The organism is Hoeflea sp. AS16 (genome assembly GCF_038900095.1).
GTDB lineage: Bacteria > Pseudomonadota > Alphaproteobacteria > Rhizobiales > Rhizobiaceae > Hoeflea.
Window position 1 is genome coordinate 773,248 of record NZ_JBBMQQ010000001.1, and the last position, 21,216, is coordinate 794,463.

The 21,216-nt window shown below is 60.8% G+C and carries 19 protein-coding genes; 16 read left to right on the forward strand and 3 right to left on the reverse strand.

The annotated features are described in order from the left end of the window. Nucleotides 1-342: 342 nt before the first annotated feature. A complete protein-coding gene (ilvD, locus tag WNY80_RS03705; RefSeq protein ID WP_342885983.1) occupies nucleotides 343-2,067 on the forward strand; it encodes a dihydroxy-acid dehydratase in 1,725 nt (574 codons plus the stop codon). Nucleotides 2,068-2,104: 37 nt separating this feature from the next. After that, nucleotides 2,105-2,851 carry a tetratricopeptide repeat protein gene (locus WNY80_RS03710; protein ID WP_342885984.1) on the forward strand — a complete coding sequence of 249 codons (747 nt, stop codon included), beginning with the start codon at nucleotides 2,105-2,107 and terminating at the stop codon, nucleotides 2,849-2,851. Nucleotides 2,852-2,917: 66 nt separating this feature from the next. On the opposite strand, the gene WNY80_RS03715 is transcribed toward WNY80_RS03710, so the two are convergent. From WNY80_RS03715 to erpA, 3 genes are read right to left on the reverse strand one after another with little or no spacing between them, the layout of a single operon-like run. Further along, the gene (locus WNY80_RS03715) at nucleotides 2,918-3,280 is read right to left on the reverse strand and encodes a hypothetical protein (protein WP_342885985.1); all 363 of its coding nucleotides are present in this window, start codon (nucleotides 3,278-3,280) and stop codon (nucleotides 2,918-2,920) included. Between the two features lie 3 nt (nucleotides 3,281-3,283). Beyond that, complete coding sequence (gene xth / locus WNY80_RS03720) at nucleotides 3,284-4,066, reverse strand: exodeoxyribonuclease III (protein WP_342885986.1); 783 nt, start codon at nucleotides 4,064-4,066, stop codon at nucleotides 3,284-3,286. Nucleotides 4,067-4,118: 52 nt separating this feature from the next. Beyond that, nucleotides 4,119-4,454 carry an iron-sulfur cluster insertion protein ErpA gene (gene erpA / locus WNY80_RS03725; protein WP_342885987.1) on the reverse strand — a complete coding sequence of 112 codons (336 nt, stop codon included), beginning with the start codon at nucleotides 4,452-4,454 and terminating at the stop codon, nucleotides 4,119-4,121. Nucleotides 4,455-4,593: 139 nt separating this feature from the next. Between erpA and WNY80_RS03730 the strand changes: the two genes are divergently transcribed. The 14 genes from WNY80_RS03730 (at nucleotide 4,594) to WNY80_RS03795 (ending at nucleotide 21,185) form a co-directional block, all read left to right on the forward strand. Then, the gene (locus WNY80_RS03730; protein ID WP_342885988.1) at nucleotides 4,594-5,799 is read left to right on the forward strand and encodes a deoxyguanosinetriphosphate triphosphohydrolase; all 1,206 of its coding nucleotides are present in this window, start codon (nucleotides 4,594-4,596) and stop codon (nucleotides 5,797-5,799) included. Nucleotides 5,800-5,864: 65 nt separating this feature from the next. Beyond that, nucleotides 5,865-7,625: an arginine--tRNA ligase gene (gene argS, locus WNY80_RS03735; protein ID WP_342885989.1), complete on the forward strand. Its 1,761-nt coding sequence runs from the start codon at nucleotides 5,865-5,867 to the stop codon at nucleotides 7,623-7,625. A 60-nt stretch (nucleotides 7,626-7,685) separates the two neighbouring features. Continuing rightward, nucleotides 7,686-10,790 carry an SPOR domain-containing protein gene (locus WNY80_RS03740; RefSeq protein ID WP_342885990.1) on the forward strand — a complete coding sequence of 1,035 codons (3,105 nt, stop codon included), beginning with the start codon at nucleotides 7,686-7,688 and terminating at the stop codon, nucleotides 10,788-10,790. A gap of 120 nt (nucleotides 10,791-10,910) precedes the next feature. Continuing rightward, the gene (nagZ, locus tag WNY80_RS03745) at nucleotides 10,911-11,927 is read left to right on the forward strand and encodes a beta-N-acetylhexosaminidase (RefSeq protein WP_342885991.1); all 1,017 of its coding nucleotides are present in this window, start codon (nucleotides 10,911-10,913) and stop codon (nucleotides 11,925-11,927) included. Nucleotides 11,928-12,014: 87 nt separating this feature from the next. Next, the gene (locus tag WNY80_RS03750) at nucleotides 12,015-12,818 is read left to right on the forward strand and encodes a ScpA family protein (RefSeq protein WP_342886301.1); all 804 of its coding nucleotides are present in this window, start codon (nucleotides 12,015-12,017) and stop codon (nucleotides 12,816-12,818) included. Between the two features lie 68 nt (nucleotides 12,819-12,886). After that, nucleotides 12,887-13,573 (forward strand): SMC-Scp complex subunit ScpB, encoded by a 687-nt coding sequence (gene scpB, locus WNY80_RS03755; RefSeq protein ID WP_342886302.1) that lies wholly within the window; start codon nucleotides 12,887-12,889, stop codon nucleotides 13,571-13,573. A gap of 32 nt (nucleotides 13,574-13,605) precedes the next feature. Then, nucleotides 13,606-14,727: an ABC transporter ATP-binding protein gene (locus WNY80_RS03760; RefSeq protein WP_342885992.1), complete on the forward strand. Its 1,122-nt coding sequence runs from the start codon at nucleotides 13,606-13,608 to the stop codon at nucleotides 14,725-14,727. Between the two features lie 39 nt (nucleotides 14,728-14,766). After that, complete coding sequence (locus WNY80_RS03765; RefSeq protein WP_342885993.1) at nucleotides 14,767-14,970, forward strand: twin-arginine translocase TatA/TatE family subunit; 204 nt, start codon at nucleotides 14,767-14,769, stop codon at nucleotides 14,968-14,970. 41 nt (nucleotides 14,971-15,011) lie between these two features. Next, nucleotides 15,012-15,716: a Sec-independent protein translocase protein TatB gene (gene tatB, locus WNY80_RS03770; protein WP_342885994.1), complete on the forward strand. Its 705-nt coding sequence runs from the start codon at nucleotides 15,012-15,014 to the stop codon at nucleotides 15,714-15,716. Beyond that, the gene (gene tatC, locus WNY80_RS03775) at nucleotides 15,713-16,552 is read left to right on the forward strand and encodes a twin-arginine translocase subunit TatC (protein WP_342885995.1); all 840 of its coding nucleotides are present in this window, start codon (nucleotides 15,713-15,715) and stop codon (nucleotides 16,550-16,552) included. Before tatB ends, tatC begins: the two co-directional genes overlap by 4 nt. Nucleotides 16,553-16,633: 81 nt before the next feature. Then, the gene (gene serS / locus WNY80_RS03780) at nucleotides 16,634-17,917 is read left to right on the forward strand and encodes a serine--tRNA ligase (protein ID WP_342885996.1); all 1,284 of its coding nucleotides are present in this window, start codon (nucleotides 16,634-16,636) and stop codon (nucleotides 17,915-17,917) included. A 25-nt stretch (nucleotides 17,918-17,942) separates the two neighbouring features. Further along, nucleotides 17,943-18,701 carry a 5'/3'-nucleotidase SurE gene (surE, locus tag WNY80_RS03785; RefSeq protein ID WP_342885997.1) on the forward strand — a complete coding sequence of 253 codons (759 nt, stop codon included), beginning with the start codon at nucleotides 17,943-17,945 and terminating at the stop codon, nucleotides 18,699-18,701. Between the two features lie 3 nt (nucleotides 18,702-18,704). After that, nucleotides 18,705-19,358: a protein-L-isoaspartate(D-aspartate) O-methyltransferase gene (locus tag WNY80_RS03790; RefSeq protein WP_342885998.1), complete on the forward strand. Its 654-nt coding sequence runs from the start codon at nucleotides 18,705-18,707 to the stop codon at nucleotides 19,356-19,358. A gap of 282 nt (nucleotides 19,359-19,640) precedes the next feature. Beyond that, nucleotides 19,641-21,185: a peptidoglycan DD-metalloendopeptidase family protein gene (locus WNY80_RS03795; protein ID WP_342885999.1), complete on the forward strand. Its 1,545-nt coding sequence runs from the start codon at nucleotides 19,641-19,643 to the stop codon at nucleotides 21,183-21,185. Nucleotides 21,186-21,216: the final 31 nt, after the last annotated feature.

Below are 21,216 nucleotides of genomic sequence, written 5' to 3' on the forward strand. Positions count from 1 at the left end.
ACCGATGGCGCAAGTTCCGGTTGCCGGGGGCACATCGCTCACGCCGCGCGCCCAAACAGAATCGCGGTCACGGCATAGGGTCGATTGGCTGGCAGGTGTTTGTTGCCGTGCCTGCGCAACGCCCCACGCGGGCCGGTTGTCCTTGATAAATCGACATGTTTTGCGTGTGATAGTGCTGGAGATCACGGAATGTGACGAATTCGCAACACATTTTTTCAAAGCATCTGCTATGAAATTCCACGGGCTTATTGTGCCCATTTCCCGCCACAAACGAGGCGCAGGGCAGGTCAACAGTTCAGCCCCGCGGTTCGGTCGATGAGGCCAAACGCGTCTGAGGATTTCATGAGCGCTACACCAGTCGACAAGTCCAAACTTCCAAGCCGCTATACAACGGTTGGGCCGGAGCGCGCACCGCACCGGTCATTTCTCTACGCCATGGGACTGTCGAGTGAGGAGATCGCCCAACCGCTGGTCGGCGTCGCGTCGTGCTGGAATGAAGCTGCACCTTGCAATATTTCGCTGATGCGGCAGGCGCAGATCGTCAAGAAGGGCGTGGCTTCGGCCAAGGGCACACCGCGCGAATTCTGCACCATCACCGTAACCGACGGCATCGCCATGGGGCACCAGGGCATGAAGGCGTCGCTTGCCAGCCGTGACCTGATTGCCGATTCGGTCGAGCTGACGATGCGCGGCCATTGCTATGACGCGATTGTCGGGCTGGCTGGTTGCGACAAGTCGCTGCCGGGCATGATGATGTCGATGGTCCGGCTCAATGTCCCGTCGATTTTCATCTACGGCGGTTCGATTCTTCCCGGGAACTTCCGCGGCCGCCAGATTACCATCCAGGATGTGTTCGAGGCCGTCGGCCAGCATTCGGTCGGTGACATGTCGGACGAGGATCTGCTCGAGATCGAACAGGCGGCCTGTCCGTCGGCGGGGTCGTGTGGTGCGCAATTTACCGCCAACACCATGGCCACCGTGGCCGAGGCGATCGGACTGGCGCTGCCTTATTCCTGTGGTGCTCCGGCTGCCTACGACATGCGCGACAAGTTCTGCTACGCGGCAGGCGAGAAGGTGATGGAACTGATCGCCAAGCAGATCCGCCCACGCGACATCGTTACCCGCAAGTCGCTCGAAAACGCGGCTGCCGTGGTTTCCGCAACCGGCGGATCGACCAATGCGGCACTGCATCTGCCGGCACTTGCGCATGAATGCGGCATCGAATTCGACCTCTTCGATGTGGCCAAGATTTTCGAGCGCACCCCGTACATCGCCAATTTGAAGCCGGGCGGCAAATATGTTGCCAAGGACATGTTCGAAGCCGGCGGCATTCCGGTGCTGATGAAAACCATGCTCGAGCATGGTTTTCTGCACGGCGACTGCATGACCGTGACCGGCCGGACCCTGGCCGAAAACATGGAACATGTCCGCTGGAACGACCAGCAGGACGTGGTCCATCCTGCCAACAAGCCGATCACCGTCACCGGCGGTGTCGTTGGCCTGAAAGGCAATCTGGCCGAGGACGGCGCCATCGTGAAGGTGGCCGGCATGTCGAAGCTGAGATTCAGCGGCCCGGCGCGTTGTTTCGATTCCGAAGAGGATTGCTTCAATGCTGTCACAAATCGCAATTACAAGGAAGGCGAGGTTCTGGTGATCCGCTACGAGGGCCCCAAGGGTGGTCCTGGCATGCGCGAGATGCTGTCGACCACCGCGGCCCTTTATGGGCAGGGCATGGGCGACAAGGTCGCGCTGATCACCGACGGCCGGTTCTCCGGCGCAACACGCGGCTTCTGTATCGGCCATGTCGGGCCGGAAGCCGCAGAAGGCGGGCCGATCGGCCTGCTCAAGGATGGCGACATCATCGAGATCGATGCGGTTGCCGGTACATTGAATGTGCAGTTGTCCGATGAGGAACTGGCTGCACGCAGGGAAAAATGGACAGCGCGGGAGACCGATTATGCATCGGGTGCGCTGTGGAAATACGCCCAGACGGTGGGGGCTGCGCGTTATGGTGCGGTAACCCATCCGGGCGGAGCGAAAGAAAAACACTGCTATGCAGACATCTAGCCGCACCCGGACGGGTCTTTTTGGTGTAGTGCTTGCCATGGCCATTGGTTGTGGCGGGCAGGCCTTGGCGTTGGATCCCAATGCCGGCGTCACCCGCGAATCCGGTCCTTTCGATCTCTTCAGGTTTGGCTTTTCCGCCTACAAGAAGGGCCGCAAGGACGAAGCTGTGGAAGCCTACAAATATGCCGCCGAAAAGGGCCATCCCGGTGCCCGCTGGGCGCTTGCCAACATGTATGCCTATGGCGACGGCGTGGTTGAAAACGACTACGAAGCCTTCAAGATCTACGATGATATCGCCCGTCAGGGTGTGGAGCCTGGTTCGCAGGACACCGGCTACTTCGTCAATGCGCTGCTGTCGCTGGCGACCTATTATCAGAAGGGCATTCCCGGCAGCCCGATCAAGGCCAATCTCGGAGCGGCCCGGCAGCTGTATTTCCAGGCTGCTTCCGCCTTCGGAGTGCCGGAAGCACAATACCGCCTTGGCCGCATGATCCTCGAGGGGCAGGGCGGTGCGAACGATATCCAGCAGGCGAAGAAATGGCTCAACCGGGCCCGCGTCAGCGGCCATCCGGCTGCGGCCGCTGTTCTTGGCAATGTGGTGTTCGAGGAAGGCCAGACCGTGCGCGGACTTGCCTTCATGACCACGGCACTTGAACGCTCACCGGCTTCCGACAAGGCCTGGATCCAGGCGATGCAGGAACGTGCATTCTCGCTGGCAGGCGAAGCCGACCGGCGCACTGCCATCGCGCTGGCGCAGGATATGCTGGCCAAGGGCCTGAACTGACAATTTTCCGGTTTTTGACTGTGAAGCCGGTGGTTTACGCGCTTGCGCGCGCTGCAACGGGGATGATCAGCCCTGAATCCGGGCTGCGGATTTTGAAGTCCAGGGCGACATTTGAGACACCGGACATCCGTCTGAAATCTTTTTCCAGCTTGTGTTGTTGAGATTGCGTTCACAGCGCGCCAGATAGCGTTGGGATGAACCGATCTGCAGGCAGATCACGCCGCCCTGCTTGATCCGTTTGCCATTGCCCAAACATTCGCAATCCTGCCCGGCGGATGCCGGTGGCACACAAAACAACGCCACGGCCAGAAAACCGATGCCCAAAGCAAATTGCCGGAAGAGAGCGTGTTTCATCCGCCGATGATGCGCCCTTTGGCGGTTTTTGGCAAGATTCGCGCAGTCGACGGGCAAGTTAGCGTTAGCTGTCATGGCTCAGATGGCGAGCGAAATCGCCACCGGTACATGGTCAGACGGCTTTTCCCAGCCACGGACATGCTTTTCGACCGTCGCCGACTGCAGCATGTTGGCAGCTTCCGGAGACAGCATCAGGTGATCGATGCGGATGCCATTGTTCTTTGGCCAGGCGCCGGCCTGGTAGTCCCAGAATGTGTAGGTTTCCGGCGCGTCGTTGACTGCGCGCAGTGCATCGGTAAAACCGAGATTTTCGAGCTTTCTAAAGGCGTTGCGGGATTCGGGGCGAAACAGCGCGTCGCCCTCCCAGGCCTTGGGATCATGGCAATCCACGGGTTCGGGAATGACATTGTAGTCACCCGCCAGCACAAGCGGCTCTTCCAGCGCAAGCCGGTCCTGGGCAAAGGCGTGCAGCCGGTCCATCCAGGCGAGCTTGTAGGGGAACTTCGGGGTGTCGACCGGATTGCCGTTGGGCAGGTAGAGCGAGACCACCCGCAACACGCCGCCATCGACGGAGAAGACTGCTTCGATAAAGCGGGCCTGCTCGTCGGTGTCGTCGCCCGGCAGGCCGCGATTGACTTCATCGGGGCTTTGCTTCGACAGGATCGCCACCCCGTTGAAGCCCTTCTGACCGTGGGTTTCGACGTGATAGCCGAGCGCCTCGATTTCCAGCCGCGGGAATCCTTCGTCGACCGACTTGATCTCCTGCAGGCAGGCGATGTCGGGGTTGCTTTCCTTCAGCCAGGCTTGCAGGTTTTCGATCCGCGCCTTGACGCCATTGATGTTCCAGGTGGCGATTTTCAAGGCAGGCATCCTCTTGCAGGCGATCCGCGCAAACGCGGATCAATTGGCCGGGTCAAATTGAAAAGCTGGTGCCGCAGCCGCAGGAGGCGACCGCGTTCGGGTTCCTGATCTGGAAGGCCTGGCCCATCAGGTTGTCGACGAAATCGATCTCCGATCCGGCCATGTAGACAAGCGACACCTGGTCGATGAGAACCTTGGCATCGTCCTTCTCAAGCACAATGTCATCCTCTGCCGGCTGATCGGCGAGGTCGAACTTGTAGGAAAAACCCGAACAGCCACCGCCTTCGACGGAAACACGAAGGGCCGACTTGCCGGATTCGGCGGAGACGATTTCCTTGATTCTGCGAGCGGCGGAATCCGAGAGCGTTACAGTAGCGGTTTCAGTCATTGTACCTCCTTGCCGGGGTCAAGGTCCGGAAGAGACATGTTTCAAATCAGTTGCTCTATAGGTATGAAGGCGCTGGCCCGGCGTCAATGCTTGGACGGAGTGAGTCGGGATCTGTTTGGCGCCTGTTGACGGGATAGGCATGGAAATTGATGTAAAACAACTTGGATTTGGAACCGCGGCACGTGCGCCCTGGGCGGTTGACCCGTGGTCCAGCCGCGGCCGGCTGGTTGCCGAACCTGTCAGCCCGACCCGTTCGGAATTTCAGCGCGACCGCGACCGGATCATCCACACCACCGCGTTCCGGCGGCTCAAGCACAAGACGCAAGTGTTTGTCGCCCATGAAGGCGATCATTACCGGACCCGGCTGACCCACACCATCGAGGTGGCGCAGATCGCCCGGGCGCTGGCTCGTGCGCTCAAGCTGGACGAGGACCTGGCCGAGGGCGTGGCGCTGGTGCACGATTTCGGCCACACGCCGTTTGGCCACACCGGCGAAGAGGCGCTGGACGAGCTGATGGCCGGTGCAGGCGGATTCGACCACAATGCCCAATCGCTGCGCATCGTCACCAAGCTTGAGCAACGCTATGCCGATTTTGACGGGCTTAATCTGACCTGGGAAACGCTCGAGGGGCTGGTCAAGCACAATGGTCCGCTGATCACCGAGGGCGGCAAGCCGGTTCCGGAACCTATCGCGCAGTACAACGCCGGCCACGACCTGTGGCTCTCCACCCATTCGAGCCTGGAATCCCAGGTTGCGGCGATTGCCGACGATATCGCCTACAACACCCATGATATCGACGACGGACTGCGTTCAGGTCTGATCACGCTGGAAATGCTGGAAGAACTGCCATTGATTTCGCAGTTGCTGGCCGAGGTCCGGGATCGCTATCCCGGCCTTGAGGAGCCGCGCCTGATCAACGAGGTGATGCGGCGCCAGATTACCCGGATGGTCGAGGACGTGATCGGTGTCGCCCAGGCGCATCTCCAGACGATCAAGCCGCAATCGGCCGATGATGTGCGTCATGCGGGCCGGACGATGGCGCATTTTTCGCAGGAATTCGTCGAGGCGGACCGGCACATCAAGGCGTTCCTGTACCGGCATCTCTACCGCCATCCCGACGTGATGCGGGTGAGGGCGTCGGCGACCCGGATCGTACGCGACCTGTTCAATGCCTTCATGGCAGACCCCTCGACGATGGGTGAAAAACACGAATATGCCGGCATCGAGGATCTTGCCGTGGAGCTGCGCGCGCGCAAGGTCCGGGATTATCTGGCCGGAATGACCGATACTTACGCCATTTCGGCGCACCGCCGGTTGTTTGACGATACGCCGGAATTGCGATAGGCAGCGCTCACCTTGGGCGAGCAGCCGTTTCGCCCCCGTTTTCCCGTCATATCCGGACTTTAGCCATGAATGTGTTCAAGGACTTCGAAAGCAGAATCAAGCAGGCCGTGCAGGCTCTTGATGTGGTCAAGGACAAGGATGGCGGCGTCAGCTTCGAACGATTGACCGTCGAGCCGCCGCGCGATCCTGCGCATGGCGATATCTCGACCAATGCGGCGATGGTGCTGGCCAAGCCGCTGGGCATGAACCCGCGGGCGCTGGCGGAGATGATCGCGGCGCAGTTTGCCGATGATGCCGATGTGTCGGAAACAACGGTTGCCGGCCCCGGCTTTCTCAATTTCCGGCTGACGGCCACGTTCTGGCAACGTCTGGCCTCGACCATCATCACCGCAGGGACGGAATTCGGCCGGTCCACCCTGGGTGAGAACCGCAAGGTCAATGTCGAGTATGTCTCGGCAAACCCGACCGGGCCGATGCATGTCGGCCATTGCCGCGGCGCGGTGGTGGGGGATGCGCTGGCCAACCTGATGGGGTTTGCCGGCTACCAGGTGACCAAGGAATACTACATCAATGACGCAGGATCGCAGATCGATGTGCTGGCGAAGTCGGTCTACCTGAGATACCGCGAAGCGCTTGGCGAGGATATCGGCGAGATTCCGGCGGGGCTATATCCCGGCGACTACCTGGTACCGGTCGGCAAAAAGCTTGCCGATGAATTCGGCACCTCGCTTAGAACAATGCCGGAAGCCGAGCGGATGGCGTTGATCAAGGACCGCACCATCGACGCGATGATGGACATGATCAGGGCCGATTTGAAGGCGCTGAACGTCGAGCATGACGTGTTCTTCTCCGAACGCAGCCTGCATGCGGACGGTGAGCGGGCCATTCGCCACGCGATCAACGATCTGACGTTCAAGGGGCATGTCTACAAGGGCAAGCTGCCTCCGCCGAAGGGGCAGGCGCCCGAGGATTGGGAAGACCGCGAGCAGACCCTATTCCGGTCGACCGAGGTTGGCGATGACATTGACAGGCCGCTGATCAAGTCCGACGGCAGCTACACCTATTTTGCCGCCGACGTTGCCTATTTCCGCGACAAGTTCGAGCGCGGCTTCAAGGAGATGATCTATGTCCTTGGGGCAGACCACGGTGGCTATATCAAGCGGCTTGAGGCGGTAGCGAAGGCTGTCTCCGGCGGCGAAGCAAAGCTGACGGTGCTGTTGTGCCAGCTGGTCAAGATCTACCGCGACGGCGAGCCCGTGCGCATGTCCAAGCGGTCCGGCGATTTCGTCACGCTTCGCGACGTGGTGGACGAGGTCGGCGTCGATTCCGTGCGTTTCATGATGCTCTACCGCAAGAGTTCTGAAACGCTGGATTTCGATTTCGCCAAGGTAACCGAGCACTCCAAGGACAATCCGGTCTTTTATGTCCAGTATGCCCATGCGCGCTGCGCGTCGGTGATGCGCCAGGCGCTGGAGACGTTCCCCGATCTCGATCTGTCGCCTGCGACGCTGGCTTCGGCCGATCTGTCGGACCTGACCCATGAGAGCGAACTGGCACTGATTGCAAAGCTCAGCGAATATCCGCGGATGATCGAGGCTGCGGCATCCGGACAGGAGCCGCACAGGGTGGCGTTCTACCTCTATGAGCTCGCCAGTCTGCTGCATGCGCACTGGAACAAAGGCCGTGATGAACCGGGTTTGCGGTTTGTTAATGATAAAAACAGACAATCAACAATTGCCAGGTTGGGTCTGGTGTACGCAGTAGCGTCGGTGTTGAAGTCAGGTCTCACGATTACGGGAACTGATGCACCGGAAGAAATGCGCTAGACGTCACCTTTTCCCCACATTGCTCTGGCAGTAGAGTACGCGAGAGTATGTGAGTGATGCATGGCTGATCAATTCGATAACAACGCCCGGTCCCCGCATCCGGATGCCGAAATCGATGATCCTTTGGCAGAGCTTGCCAGGATCATCGGCTATGAGCGGCCATCCGAGGATGTGGCGAAGACCGACGATGCCCCTGAGCCGAGCGAGTTCGATCTCGAGGCGGAATTGATGCGCGAGCTCGATGTGCCGCAGGCTCCTTCCATTGACGAGCTTGACCGGATCGAGGCGGACGAAGCCCTGGATGTCATGCTGTCCGATAACGTTTTCGATCCGGAGCCTGAGCCTGAGCCGCAGGTTGCTGAGGCGGAACTGGATTCCGGCCACGATTACCAGGCTGAAGCACCCGTCGACGATGTCCCCGAATTTGACAGCGCCGACTTCCTGTCGGTCGAAGGGCGGTCGTCTGACGATCTGCTCAGGGCCATAGAAGGCGAGTTTCCTGTCGACCTGGATGTGGATCCGGGTTCGCAGGAGTTGGTTGCCGATGATGAGTGGGCATTGAGTACAGAACTCGAACAAGCCGATTCTGCTCAACCCGAACCCGAGGATGCGGATGCGCCGCAGGATTTTGCCGCGGCGTCGGGTGTCTTCGGGCAAGCGGTCGTTGCCGGTCCCGCAGCCACGCAGGTCGCCGATGATATCGGTGATGACGTTCTTGCCGATATGGTTCGCTTCGATCTGGGTCCGGAATCAGCTGAAGCCCCGGACCACAGTGATGCGCCAAGGCTGGCGGACGAGCCCCAGCCAGAGGTTGCGGGCGATGAGGCCACGCTGGATTTCGAGGAATACCTGTCCACCGAGCTCGATGTCTTCAAGCATGAAGTCGAAATCGGCGGCAATCCCGATGAAGCCCATGAGGCTGCGCAGGCTCCGGTGCGCGATGATGATGGCGAATTCGATGTCGAAACGGCTCTGGACGCGCTGAATGACGCCACGCTCGATGATGAGGTCGCGGTTTTTGACGATGCTGCCGAAGAGTTGCTGGCCGCCATAAATGGCGATGTCGAATTCAGCGGCGATGCAGAGCCAGCGCTGGAAGAGCCGGTTCAAGAGGCTGGCGAGTGGTCACTTGACAGCATTGAGGAAAATGCGGCCGACGAGCTTGATGATGAACTTGGCGATATGTTCGGTTTGCCCGAACGTGCCGTGGATCCCGTCGCCGTCAAGGCGGATGCATCGGACGATTTCGAACTCGATCTGGAGCAGGTGCTGGCCGACAGTTTCGATGGTTCCGGTGATGACTGGGCCGAGCCGGTTGAGGTTGAAGCAGGTCCCCGCGGGGAGCAGGTAGCCGAGGCTGACGACTGGCTGTCGAGTGCCCCGGCAATTGATCAGCCGGTCGAGCGGGACGAGTTGACTGACGCATTTCTCGGGTTCGCGCCTGAAGGCTTGGATCAGGTTTCCCACGCGGAGCCTGTCGCCGGAAACGTGGGCAAGGGCCCGGCTGCGGTGCAGCGTTCAGCCGAGCCGGAGCAGGGTGACTGGCTCGATGGTTTTGAAACCGCCGAACACATCGTGGAGCCGGGGGCATCCCAGGCTACGTCGTCTGACTACTATTTCGATGCGGACCTGATTGCAGATTCCGACGAAACGGTCGAAGTCGTCTCCGATATCGATGTTCCTGAACTGCCGGTTGAAGAGCCTCAGGCGTTTGCACCGGATTACGATACCGAAATCGAACGCGAATTCGCAGACATTATCGATCGCAGCGAGCCTGGCCTGGACGAAAGACCAACTGATGGCGTCAGCGCCACCTTCGGTCCGGCGGAAGGCTGGAGCCGTGACGCGACAGCATCGCGTGGCCATGAAGTTTCGGATGATTACATCGCGCTTGAACGTGAACTCGATGCCGGGTTCGATGACCCCGGTTTTGCCACTGCAACACCTGCGGGTTATGTCGTGGATGGCATGGAAAACACCGATGACTTCCCAGGAGAGTTGAATGCTGCGCACGAGCGCGCAGACAACGGCTCTCGCGGTCCGGTTCTGGCCGTATCGGTGCTGGGACTGGCCTTGCTTGCCGGTGTCGCCGCATTCGGCTGGAGTATGTTGTCGGGTGACGAAACGACCGCTGACGGTGGGCCGCGGATCATCCGGGCTGACAAGGATCCGGTAAAGGTTCTTCCTGAAAATCCCGGCGGCGTGACAGTCCCCAACCAGGACAAGGCGGTATACGACCGTGTCGCTGGTGGAACCGGTGCGTCCACGGGGCAGCCGGCGCTGGTGAATTCCGCGGAAGAGCCGGTGGATGTCGTCCAGCGGACACTCGATCCGGAAATCCTGCCGCTTGAAGGGCGTTCGGACTTTGCCGGAAAATCGGAAGAACGGCTGTCCGCAAACGGAACTTCGGATGACACCGCTCCTGGCGGGACGGCTGCGCCTGTGGTGTCGCCGCGCAAGGTGCGCACCATGATCGTCAAGCCGGATGGCTCCATCGTGGCCAGAGAGGCCGCGACGCCTGAAGTGCCGGTTTCGGCTGAAACGCCGCAGACCCTGGCGGCAGCGTCACCAGAGGCTTCCACCACCACTCAGCCGGCACAGGCGCCCGAGCCGTTTGTCCGGCGGTCGGTTGAAACGGCAAATCCGGTTCAGGATCAGCCTGAAAGTGCCGAAAATCCGGCAACCGAAGGCACCGTGGCCCCCGTGCGTATCGTCAAGACCCAGCCAATCCGGCCGGTGGCAAATGCCCCGGTGCCGCAAGGCCGTCCCGCCGATCAGCCGGTTAATGTGGTCGGTACGGTCGGCCAGGATGGCCGGGTTGGTGCTGCGCCCGCTGCACCCGCCGCGTCTGCTGCATCTGCAACGTCTCAGCCGGTTGAGGTCGCATCGGCTCCGGCGGCTGCTGCACCCGCCGCCAATCCGGGTGGCTATTACGTGCAGATCGCGTCGCAGCCAACCGCGGAAGGCGCGCAGGCGTCCTGGCGCACATTGTCCAATCGCTACAGTTCGGTATTGGGCGGGCTCAGTGTGGACATCCAGCGCGCGGACATTCCGGGCAAGGGCGTGTTTCACAGGGTCAGGGTGCCTGCGGGCACAAGAGACCAGGCCAACGCGCTTTGCAGCCGCTACAAGGCTGCAGGAGGCAGTTGCTTCGTCTCGCGCTGATTGTCTGACCCGACACAAGATCTGACAAAAGGGCCACGCATGCCAGCGTGGCCTTTTTCACGTTTCAGGATCCGGTGATCGCTGACTGTCAAATGGCCGGGGTTCGACTACCATTGCGCAATGAGCGAATCACAAGCAGTCATTTTCGGATGCGCGGGACCGGAGTTGAGTTCCGAGGAAGCATCATTTTTTGCCGACACCAGGCCATGGGGTTTTATCCTTTTCGGCCGGAACATCGTCAGTCTGGCCCAGGTTGGTGAGCTGACTGCGAGCCTGCGCGAAAGCGTCGGCCGGCCGGATGCACCGATATTGATCGACCAGGAAGGTGGGCGGGTGCAACGGTTCAAGCCGCCACTGGTGCCGCAATATCCTTCCGGAGCCGATCTCGGAGCACTTTATCAGGCGAACCCGAAAGCCGGCCTTCGGGCGACCTGGATCATGTCGCGGCTGCATGCCTTCGATCTTTACCGGCTTGGGATCACCGTTGACTGCCTGCCGGTGCTGGATGTGCCGTCGCCTGGCGGGCACGAGGTCATTGGCAGCCGCGCCTACGGGATCACGCCGGATGTTGTTTCGGTGCTGGGAGCGGCGGCGTCGGAAGGGCTGAAGGCAGGCGGAATGCTGCCGGTGATCAAGCATATCCCCGGACATGGCCGCGCCGGTGCTGATACGCACCATGAACTGCCGCATGTCGATGCATCGCACGCGGAACTTTCCGCACATGACTTCATTCCGTTCAAGGCGCTTGCCGGTGAGGCGATGGCGATGTCGGCGCATGTGGTGTTCACCGAGCTTGATCCGGACAATCCGGCCACGACGTCGCGCCGTGTGATCGAGGAGGTCATCCGCTCCGAAATCGGATTTGATGGTCTGCTGATGTCCGATGACGTGTCGATGAACGCGCTTTCTGGGGATTTCGCCACAAGGGCCCGTGCAATTTTCGCCGCAGGATGCGATGTCACATTGCACTGCAATGGTAATCGGGCGGAAATGGAGGCGGTGGCTTCGGTCACGCCGGTTCTTACGGGCGATAGCTTGCGGCGGGCCGACGAGGCCATGGCGGCCTTCCGTAGCCCCGATGACAGTGACGAGGCAGCATTGCGCGAAGAATTCGAGGGGTTGATGGCAGCCTCCTAACCAGGGATCTGAAAGGCGGCAGGAGTGAACAACGGCAACCGGCAAGGCGCTGGCAATTCCGGCAAGACGGCCCAGGGCAGGACGCCCATGGACGTGATGTGGGATACTGCCAATGCGGCTGACCGGGCAACCGGGGACCCGGCGCTGGTGATCGATGTCGCCGGTTTCGAAGGTCCTCTCGATCTGCTGCTGCACCTGGCGCGGACCCAGCGCGTGGATCTGGCGCGGATTTCCGTGCTGGCGCTGGCCGAACAATATCTGCAATTCGTCGAAAAGGCCCGCGCGCTCAGGCTCGAACTTGCGGCCGACTACCTGGTGATGGCGGCTTGGCTCGCCTATCTGAAATCAAAGCTGCTGATCCCGCAGGTGCCCAAGGGCGACGAGCCAAGTGGCGAGGAGATGGCGGCACAGCTGGCCTTCCGGCTCAAGCGGCTGGAAGCGATGCGGGAAGCGGCAACCCGGCTGGTCAACCGCAACCGCCTGGGCCGCGACGTGTTTGCCCGCGGTGCGCCCGAGCGGATGGTGATCGACAAGACTTCGAGCTTCGATGCAACTCTATACGATCTGCTGACAGCCTACGCAGCACAGAAACAGCGCCAGACGGTCACCCAGGTGACAATTTCGCGCCGCCGTGTCTGGTCGCTGAGCGATGCCCGCGTGATCCTGTTCAGGCTGATCGGCGAACTCAAGGACTGGACGGCGCTGGACCAGTATCTGTTGCGCTATCTGTCCGATCCGGAAGAACGGACAACGGCGATTGCCAGTTCCTTTGCCGCCAGTCTCGAGATGGTGCGGGAAGGGCGGCTGGAAATTCGCCAGGATGGCGCGTTTCAGCCAATCTTCATGCGACGGCCGCAACAAGCCGCCGTCAGCGCAGGGAGCAAAGCATGACAATGGACCCGGGCCACGGCGCCGCTTTCGCCTTCGGGGCGGATGCGGAAGACGCAGAGGACAACGAGATGGGATCGGACGCCCTGGATGCGCTCAAGCAGCGCGCCGTGCACGAGGCGGAACGCATCGCCGAAGCGCTGGTGTTTGCCTCCAGCGAGCCGGTTGCGGAAAAACTGATCGGGAGCAAACTTCCCGAAGGCACGTCAGTGCGTGACGTGATGACGCGGCTGGCCGAAAGCTATGCCTCGCGCGGCATCAATCTGGTGCGTATCGGCGATGCCTGGGCTTTCCGGACTGCGGCTGACCTGGGTTTCCTGATCCGGCAGGATGAAACAGAGATCAAGAAACTGTCGCGCGCGGGCCTGGAAGTGCTGGCAACCATTGCCTATCACCAGCCGGTCACGCGTGCCGAGATCGAGGATGTTCGCGGGGTCGCAACCTCCAAGGGAACGCTTGATGTGCTTCTGGAGACTGGCTGGGTGCGCATGCGCGGCCGGCGGCGGTCGCCGGGACGGCCGGTGACCTATGGAACGACGATGGCGTTTCTCGATCATTTCGGGCTTGAAGACCTGCGCGACCTGCCGGGAATGGACGAGCTGAAGGGCGCAGGCCTGCTTTCCGGCAAGGTTCCCTCGAATTTCCAGCCACCACTTCTGCCATCGGGTGACGAGCTCACCGAGGACGAAGATCCGATCACCCAAATGGACCTTGAAGAACTTGGTCTCTTGACTCCGATGGGTGAAGCGGAGGACTAAACGTCCGGTCCCGGAGTGTGCCGGGGCAGTTGATGCTGATTGCAAGGGTTCCGACCATCGTTACACAGCAGACAAGAGCGGCGATCGCGCGCAGAACGGCCGGTGTCACATTCGCCGCGCGCCTGGCGTTTGAGGATGTTCATCATTCCTATGGTGAATTGCCGACGCTGCGCGGGGTTAGCCTGGCGGCTGAGCCGGGCGAGGTGTTGTGCCTGCTCGGCCCATCGGGTTCGGGGAAAACCACGCTTTTGAGACTTGCCGCGGGAATTGAACCGTTGCGCCGCGGTCGGCTGCTGCTCAATGACCGCGAAATTGCCGGGCCGCAGATCAACCTGCCGCCCGAACGCCGGGGCATTGGCCTGATGTTCCAGGACTTTGCGCTGTTTCCGCACCTGACCATCCTGGACAATGTGAAGTTCGGATTGACGGCCTTGTCGTCGGTGGATGCCAAGCGGGAGGCGCTTGCGGCACTGGACCGTGTCGGCATGGTGCATTACGCCGACAATTATCCGCACGCGCTTTCAGGCGGTGAACAGCAGCGCGTGGCGCTGGCCCGGGCGCTGGCGCCGCGGCCGGCAGTGCTGCTGATGGACGAGCCCTTTTCCGGTCTTGATTCGCGGCTCAAGGACAGTGTCCGGGCGGAAACGCTGGCGATTTTGCGCGAAGCGCGGGCCACGGCGATCGTGGTGACGCATGATGCGGAAGAAGCCATGCGGATGGGCGACAGGATCGCGCTTCTGAAGGATGGCGCGCTGGAGCAGGTCGGTACGGCGGAGGATCTCTACCATCGCCCGGCCAACCTGTTTGCCGCCGGGTTCTTTTCCGAAATCAATGTCTTTGACAGCACGGTCAAGGGCGAATTTGCACAAACTCCCCTGGGTCCGGTTGCGGCAAAGGGTTTTAGAGATGGTGCTAACGTCTCGATTGCCATAAGGCTTCCGGGCGTTGAAGTTACGGAAACGCCTTGCGGTGTTTCGGCACGGATTGTGGCGCGGCGGTTCCTCGGAGTCGAGGAGCTGGTGACGGTGGTGGTTGCGGGAGGAGAAAACCCGATTGACGCGCGCATTCGCGCTGGTCAATTGAGGGGCGGCATCCGCGACGTTTCGGTCACTGTCAACGCGCGTGACATTTTGGTGTTTGAAAGAAACGGATAAACACCCTAAATCAGGGTAGGATGCATACAGGAGAGTATCATGGGTTCATTCAGCATTTGGCATTGGCTAATCGTTCTGGTCGTCGTTCTGCTTCTTTTCGGTCGCGGCAAGATTCCGGAACTGATGGGCGACGTTGCCAAGGGTATCAAGAGCTTCAAGAAAGGCATGGGCGAGGATGAAGCCGCTCCTGCCGAGACGAAGACAGTCGAAAGCAAGGCTGAAGAAGCCAAGGATCGCGGCTGATATCCCAATCCCGTTGCCCTGACGGGTGAGGAGACGCCTGAATGTTCGACATCGGTTGGCCAGAGCTTCTGGTCGTTGCCATTGTGCTGATCGTCGTGGTTGGTCCGAAGGACCTGCCGCCTATGCTGCGTGCCTTCGGGCGGACTACCAAGAAACTCCGGGCCATGGCCTCGGAGTTTCGCGGGCAGTTCGATGACGCGTTGCGGGAAGCGGAGCTTGATGACGTCAAGAAGACGTTTGACGATGCCCGCAAGCTCAATCCAATGCAGAGCATTCGGGATGCCGTAAATCCGCTCAAGGATACGGCAAAGGATATCAAGGCTGACCTGGAAAAAGCGGTAAAGACCCCATCTTCGGCGGAAGAGCCGCCGAAGATGGCTGCTCCAGAGCCGTCGATGAAGCTTTCTGACGGTCCACCGGAATTCACGGCAGGCTGGCCAGCTACCAAGCCTGCCGAAGCAGCGGCAAAACCCGATCCAAAATCAACTGCGGCGAAAATGACGCCTGCTGCAAAGCCTGCCACGGCCAAAGCAGCCAAGGCTACGGCATCGGCAAAAGCAAAGCCTGCTGCCGCCAAGACCACCAAGGCTGCGGCCTCCACCAAAGCGGCCGCCAGCAAATCTCCCGCTCCGAAATCTGCTGCGAAGGCTGCGACGCCCGCATCCCGGGCCAAAGCGCCTGCAAAGCCGGTTGCGGCCGAAAGTGCGCCTCGCGCCAAGAAACCTAAAGGCGAGGGCCAGGCGTGACCGACGACATTGACGACAAGCCGCAGCCGTTGCTGACGCACCTGTTGGAGTTGCGCAATCGCCTGATGTGGGCAATTGGCGCGTTCTTCATTGCATTCCTGTTGTGTTTCTCCTTTGCGAAACCGCTGTTCAACATGCTGGTTCAGCCGTTTACCTGGGCTGTCGACTGGGCCGGGATGACGGACCGCAAGATCGAGCTGATCTACACCGCGCCGCAGGAGTTCTTCTTCACACAGATCAAGATCGGCATGTTCGGCGGTCTGGTGCTGGCGTTTCCGGTGATTGCCGCGCAGGTCTACAAATTCGTGGCGCCTGGGCTTTACAAGAACGAACGCGGTGCGTTCTTGCCGTTCCTGATCGCCTCGCCGCTGCTGTTCCTGCTGGGCGCGGCACTGGTCTATTTCTTCTTTACGCCAATGGTGATGTGGTTCTTCCTGTCGATGGAGCAGGTGGGTGGCACCGGCGAAGCGTCGATCATGCTGCTTCCCAAGGTGTCGGAATATCTCGGGCTGATCATGACGCTGATCTTCGCCTTCGGCCTGGTGTTCCAGCTTCCGGTGGTGACCACGCTTCTCGCCCGCGTCGGGCTGGTGTCCAGCAAGGGGCTCGCGGAAAAGCGCAAATACGCCATCGTCGCGGCCTTTATCGCGGCTGCCATTCTGACGCCGCCGGATCCGGTCTCCCAGATCGGACTTGCGCTGCCAACCATCCTTCTTTACGAGATTGCCATCTATTGCGCCCGACTCGTGGAGCGCCAGCGCGCCGCGAATGCGGCCTTGGCGGAAGCCGAAGACAAGCAATCGGCGGCAGCCTCTGATCCCGAAGGGGACGCCTGAGCTCCGGATTGATGTTTGCGCCGTGCCGTCTGACGGCACGGTTGCGGGTTTGGCGCTGCCATTCGAGTACCGGAACCTGCCATGCTTGACATCAAATGGATACGTGAAAACCCTGAAGCCCTTGACGCGGCGCTTGCCAAGCGTGGCGCCGAGCCGCAATCGGAACAGCTGATTGCGCTGGATGAAGCGCGCCGGAGCCATGTCGGTGCGCTGCAGGCGCTTCAGGAGCGGCGCAATGCGGCTTCCAAGGAAATCGGAAAGGCGATGGCGGCCAAGGACCAGGCCGCAGCGGACAGCCTGAAGACTGAGGTCGCCAAGCTGAAGGATGAATTGCAGGCCGGCGAGGCGAAGGAGCGCGAACTCGACGAGGCGCTCAAGCATGCCCTGTCGGTGCTGCCCAATATCCCGCTTGACGATGTGCCGGTGGGCAAGGACGAGAGCGACAACGTCGAAATTCGTGTCTCGGGCTCCAAGCCTGAGTTTGGTTTTGAGACAAAAGAACATTTCGAGCTTGGCGAAGCGCTGGGCATGATGGATTTCGAGCGCGCGGCGAAGATGTCCGGATCGCGGTTCACCATCCTGTCGGGTGGTCTGGCACGGCTCGAGCGTGCGCTCGGCCAGTACATGCTTGATCTTCATACCGGCGGGCATGGCTACACAGAGGTCAATCCGCCGCTGATGGTCAATGATGCGGCGGCCTACGGCACCGACAAGCTTCCCAAATTCGGCGACGACCTGTTCCGCACCACCGACGGCCGCTGGCTGATTCCGACTGCGGAAGTGCCGCTGACCTACATGGCTGCCGGTGAAATCCTTGCCGAGGAAGAATTGCCAAAGCGCTATGTTGCGCAGACGGCCTGTTTCCGCTCCGAGGCCGGTTCGGCGGGCCGCGACACGCGCGGCATGCTGCGCCAGCACCAGTTCACCAAGGTCGAACTGGTCTCCGTGACCACGCCGGAAACCTCGCTCGAGGAACATGAGCGCATGACCGCGAGCGCGGAAGCCGTGCTCAAGGGGCTGGGTCTGCACTTCCGTACCATCGTGCTGTGCACCGGCGATATGGGCTTCGGCGCGCGCAAGACCTATGACATCGAGGTGTGGCTGCCGGGGCAGAAGGCCTATCGCGAGATTTCCTCCTGTTCAGTGTGCGGCGACTTCCAGGCGCGGCGGATGAACGCGCGCTGCCGCAAGACGGGAGACAAGGCAACGCGCTTTGTCCATACGCTGAACGGATCCGGTGTGGCCGTCGGCCGCGCCCTGATTGCGGTCATTGAAAATTATCAGAACGCCGACGGATCGATTACCGTGCCCGACGTGCTGCGGCCATATATGGGCGGCATCACGAAAATCGAGAAGGCGGCATAACCTATTCATTTCAGGAGAGCTGGCAATGCGCATACTCATCACCAATGACGATGGCATTCATGCCGAGGGACTGGAGGTGCTGGAGCGCATCGCACGGACACTCACGGATGATGTCTGGATCGTTGCGCCTGAGACAGACCAGAGCGGTCTTGCGCATTCACTGACCCTGTCGGAACCGTTGCGGCTGCGCAAGGTTCGCGACAAGACCTACGCGCTGCGCGGCACGCCGACCGATTGCGTCATCATGGCAATCAGGAGCCTGATGGACGAAGCGCCGGACCTGGTGCTTTCGGGCGTGAATTCGGGCCAGAACGTTGCCGACGACGTGACCTATTCGGGCACGGTGGCAGGCGCCATGGAAGGCACGCTGCTTGGCGTGCGGTCGATTGCCATCAGCCAGGCCTACAATTTCGTCAATGGCCGTATCGTGCCGTGGGACGTGGTTGAAACACTGGCGCCGGATCTTCTGAAGAAACTCGTCAAGATCGACCTGCCGGCAGGCACCTTGCTCAATGTCAACTTCCCCAATTGCGCGGCTGATGAGGTCAAGGGCGTGGTCGTGACCGACCAGGGAGAAATGACCCATGCGTTGTCGATCGAGGAACGTCACGACGGCCGCGGATTCCCGTACTTCTGGCTGAAATTCGGCCGCCGGGATTTTTCCCAGGAAACCAACAGCGACATCAAGGCAATTTCGAACGGATATATTTCGGTCACGCCGTTGAAGATGGATCTGACCAATCACGCGGTTCAGGAGCAGATCGCTGCTGCACTGGAAGACTGATCGATGAATGTGCGCTTGGCAGAGAAGGAGGGCTTCGCGTCGCTTTTTCTGCGCCTGAGGGCAGAAGGGCTGGCCGACAAGGCGCTGCTGACGGCGCTTGAGCAAACGCCGCGGACGGTTTTCCTGTCAGCTGCCTATGCCGATGCCGCCTACCAGGACCGCCTGGTTCCGATAGACTGTGGCGGCTTTGCCGAAAGCGCCGATCTCGTCGCACGCCTGATAACCGCACTGATGATCGAGCCGGGCCACCGGGTTCTTGATCTGGGCACCGGCAGCGGTTTTCTGGCGGCGGTTGCGGCCCGGTTGGCCGAGCGGGTGATGACCATCGACCGCTACAAGACGCTGGTCCAGCTTGCACAGCAACGCTTTGCCCATCTCGGGCTCGGCAATATCGTCTCGCGTCAGGCGGATGGCCTCAAGGGCGTGAATGGAGAGGGCAATTTCGACCGGATCGTTGCGACCTGCGCCTTTGACGGAATGCCGCGGCAGTTTGTCGATCATCTGGCGTCGGGAGGCGTGATGCTGGCGCCGATCCTTCAGGAGAGCGGACGGGCGCAGATGGTGCGGCTGACAAAGATCGGCAGCCGGTTCGAGCGCGAGGATCTTTTCGAGGTGCCTTACAAGGCTTTCATCCCTGGCCTGGCGGCTGCGCTTTAGGTCCCGGACTGGCACAAAAGACATTCAATTGCCCCACCTTAACCGATGAGTAACACTAACGCGCTTTAATCATCGCAATTGGTTTTGCGTTGATTGGGTAGTGTTATGCGTCTCAGACAGACTGTCGTTTCCGGCACATCGGTAACTCGTTTGCTCGGTGTTGCGCTTTTGGCGGGCTCCGCCGCCGCATGCAGTTCGGACGCGAGCCGCTTTGCTTATCGAAACACTGACCAGCTGCTGACGGCCTCTGTGCCGCAGCCTTCGGCCGACAGGCTTGCGCCCATGGCGGCTGTCGGAGGCGGTGTTGCGCCGCAGGGTTATCCGCAAGCCCAGGCATATCCACAGGCTGCTGCCTATCCGCAGGCTCCGTCATCGGTGTCGCAGGCGTTTCCCGGTGATTATCGCTCATCGGCGCAAGCGGGCTATGATCCTGCATCGACCGGCTCCATTCCCGGTTCCTCCGCACGTGTTGCGTCTTCCTCGTCGAACCTGATTACCAGCGGCGTGCAGCGGGTGTCTTCTGTTGCCCGCAGTGTGTTGCCCTCGAGGCAGCCGGTTCAGCAGCAAGCCGCGGCCGCAGCTTCGCCGGTGCTCGAACCGATGACACGGCCTGCAACGGCTGCGCCGCAAGCCCAGGCGTTTCCAGAACGGCCACAGCAGTTGACCTCTTCGGTGCCGGTGAACCCGCGTTACCAGGATGCCGCTCCGGTGCTTGCGCCTGATCCGATCGTGACCGGTTCCGCGCCGCAAAGTGCAGGCTGGACCACGACGGGTGCAACGCGAATCACACTGGGCCAGGGCGAAACGATCTACAATCTGTCCAAGCGCTATGGTGTTCCGGCCAGCGAAATCATGAAGGCCAACGGCATTACCGATGCGTCGCGGGTCGAAAGCGGGCGGCAATTGCTGATCCCGATCTATGTCTATTCGCGCAAGGCGCCGGTTTCGGCACCGGACAACAATCCGAAGACGCGCGCTTCGCAATCAAGCTCCGGCCTGGTTGGCGAGGTCAAGCATGACAGGCTTCCCGTGCCGGCACCTTCTCCGGTTCGCGATGTGGCGGTTCTGCCTTCGGCGCCTTCGCTGCGCAATCCGGGCAATCAGACGGATACAAAACAGGCTGTTTCGGGAACTGCATCAAACTCCAGCGAAGCGGGCAGCGGCGTCTATGTCGTCAAGGGCGGAGATACGCTCAGCAAGATCGCGCGTGGTCACGGCGTGAGCGTTGATGCTCTGAAATCTGCCAATAATATTTCCGGCAGCAATATCCGCATCGGCCAGACCCTGTCCATTCCGGGCGCTTCCGGATCGACGCTCAATCCGTCGGCAACGGCTTCGGTCAGCAAGACGCCGGCACCCAAGGCCTATACGCCGCCGGTGAGTGCGGCTGAGGACAGCGTTGCAGCCAAGACCAAGGGCGATACCGCTTCCGTGGCCCCGGCTGCGACCGGTATCGGCAAGTTCCGCTGGCCGGCACGCGGTCAGGTCATCACCGGTTTTGCCAAGAGCGAAAACGGCAAGCGCAATGACGGTATCGATATTTCGATGCCGAAGGGCACGCCGGTCAAGGCAGCTGAAAACGGTGTCGTGATCTACTCGGGCGATGGCCTGAAGGAATACGGAAAGACGGTTCTGATCCGGCACGATGACGGTTTGGTCACGGTTTATGCCCATGCGGATGAGCTCAAGGTCAACCGCGGCGACAAGGTGGCTCGCGGCCAGGTGATTGCAAGTTCGGGCATGTCCGGCGTTGCCAAGACCCCGCGGCTGCACTTCGAAGTGCGCAAGAATGCATCGCCGGTCGATCCGACGAAATATCTCGAATAGACGCCCCTCCAGGCGAAAGTGGAAAAGCCCG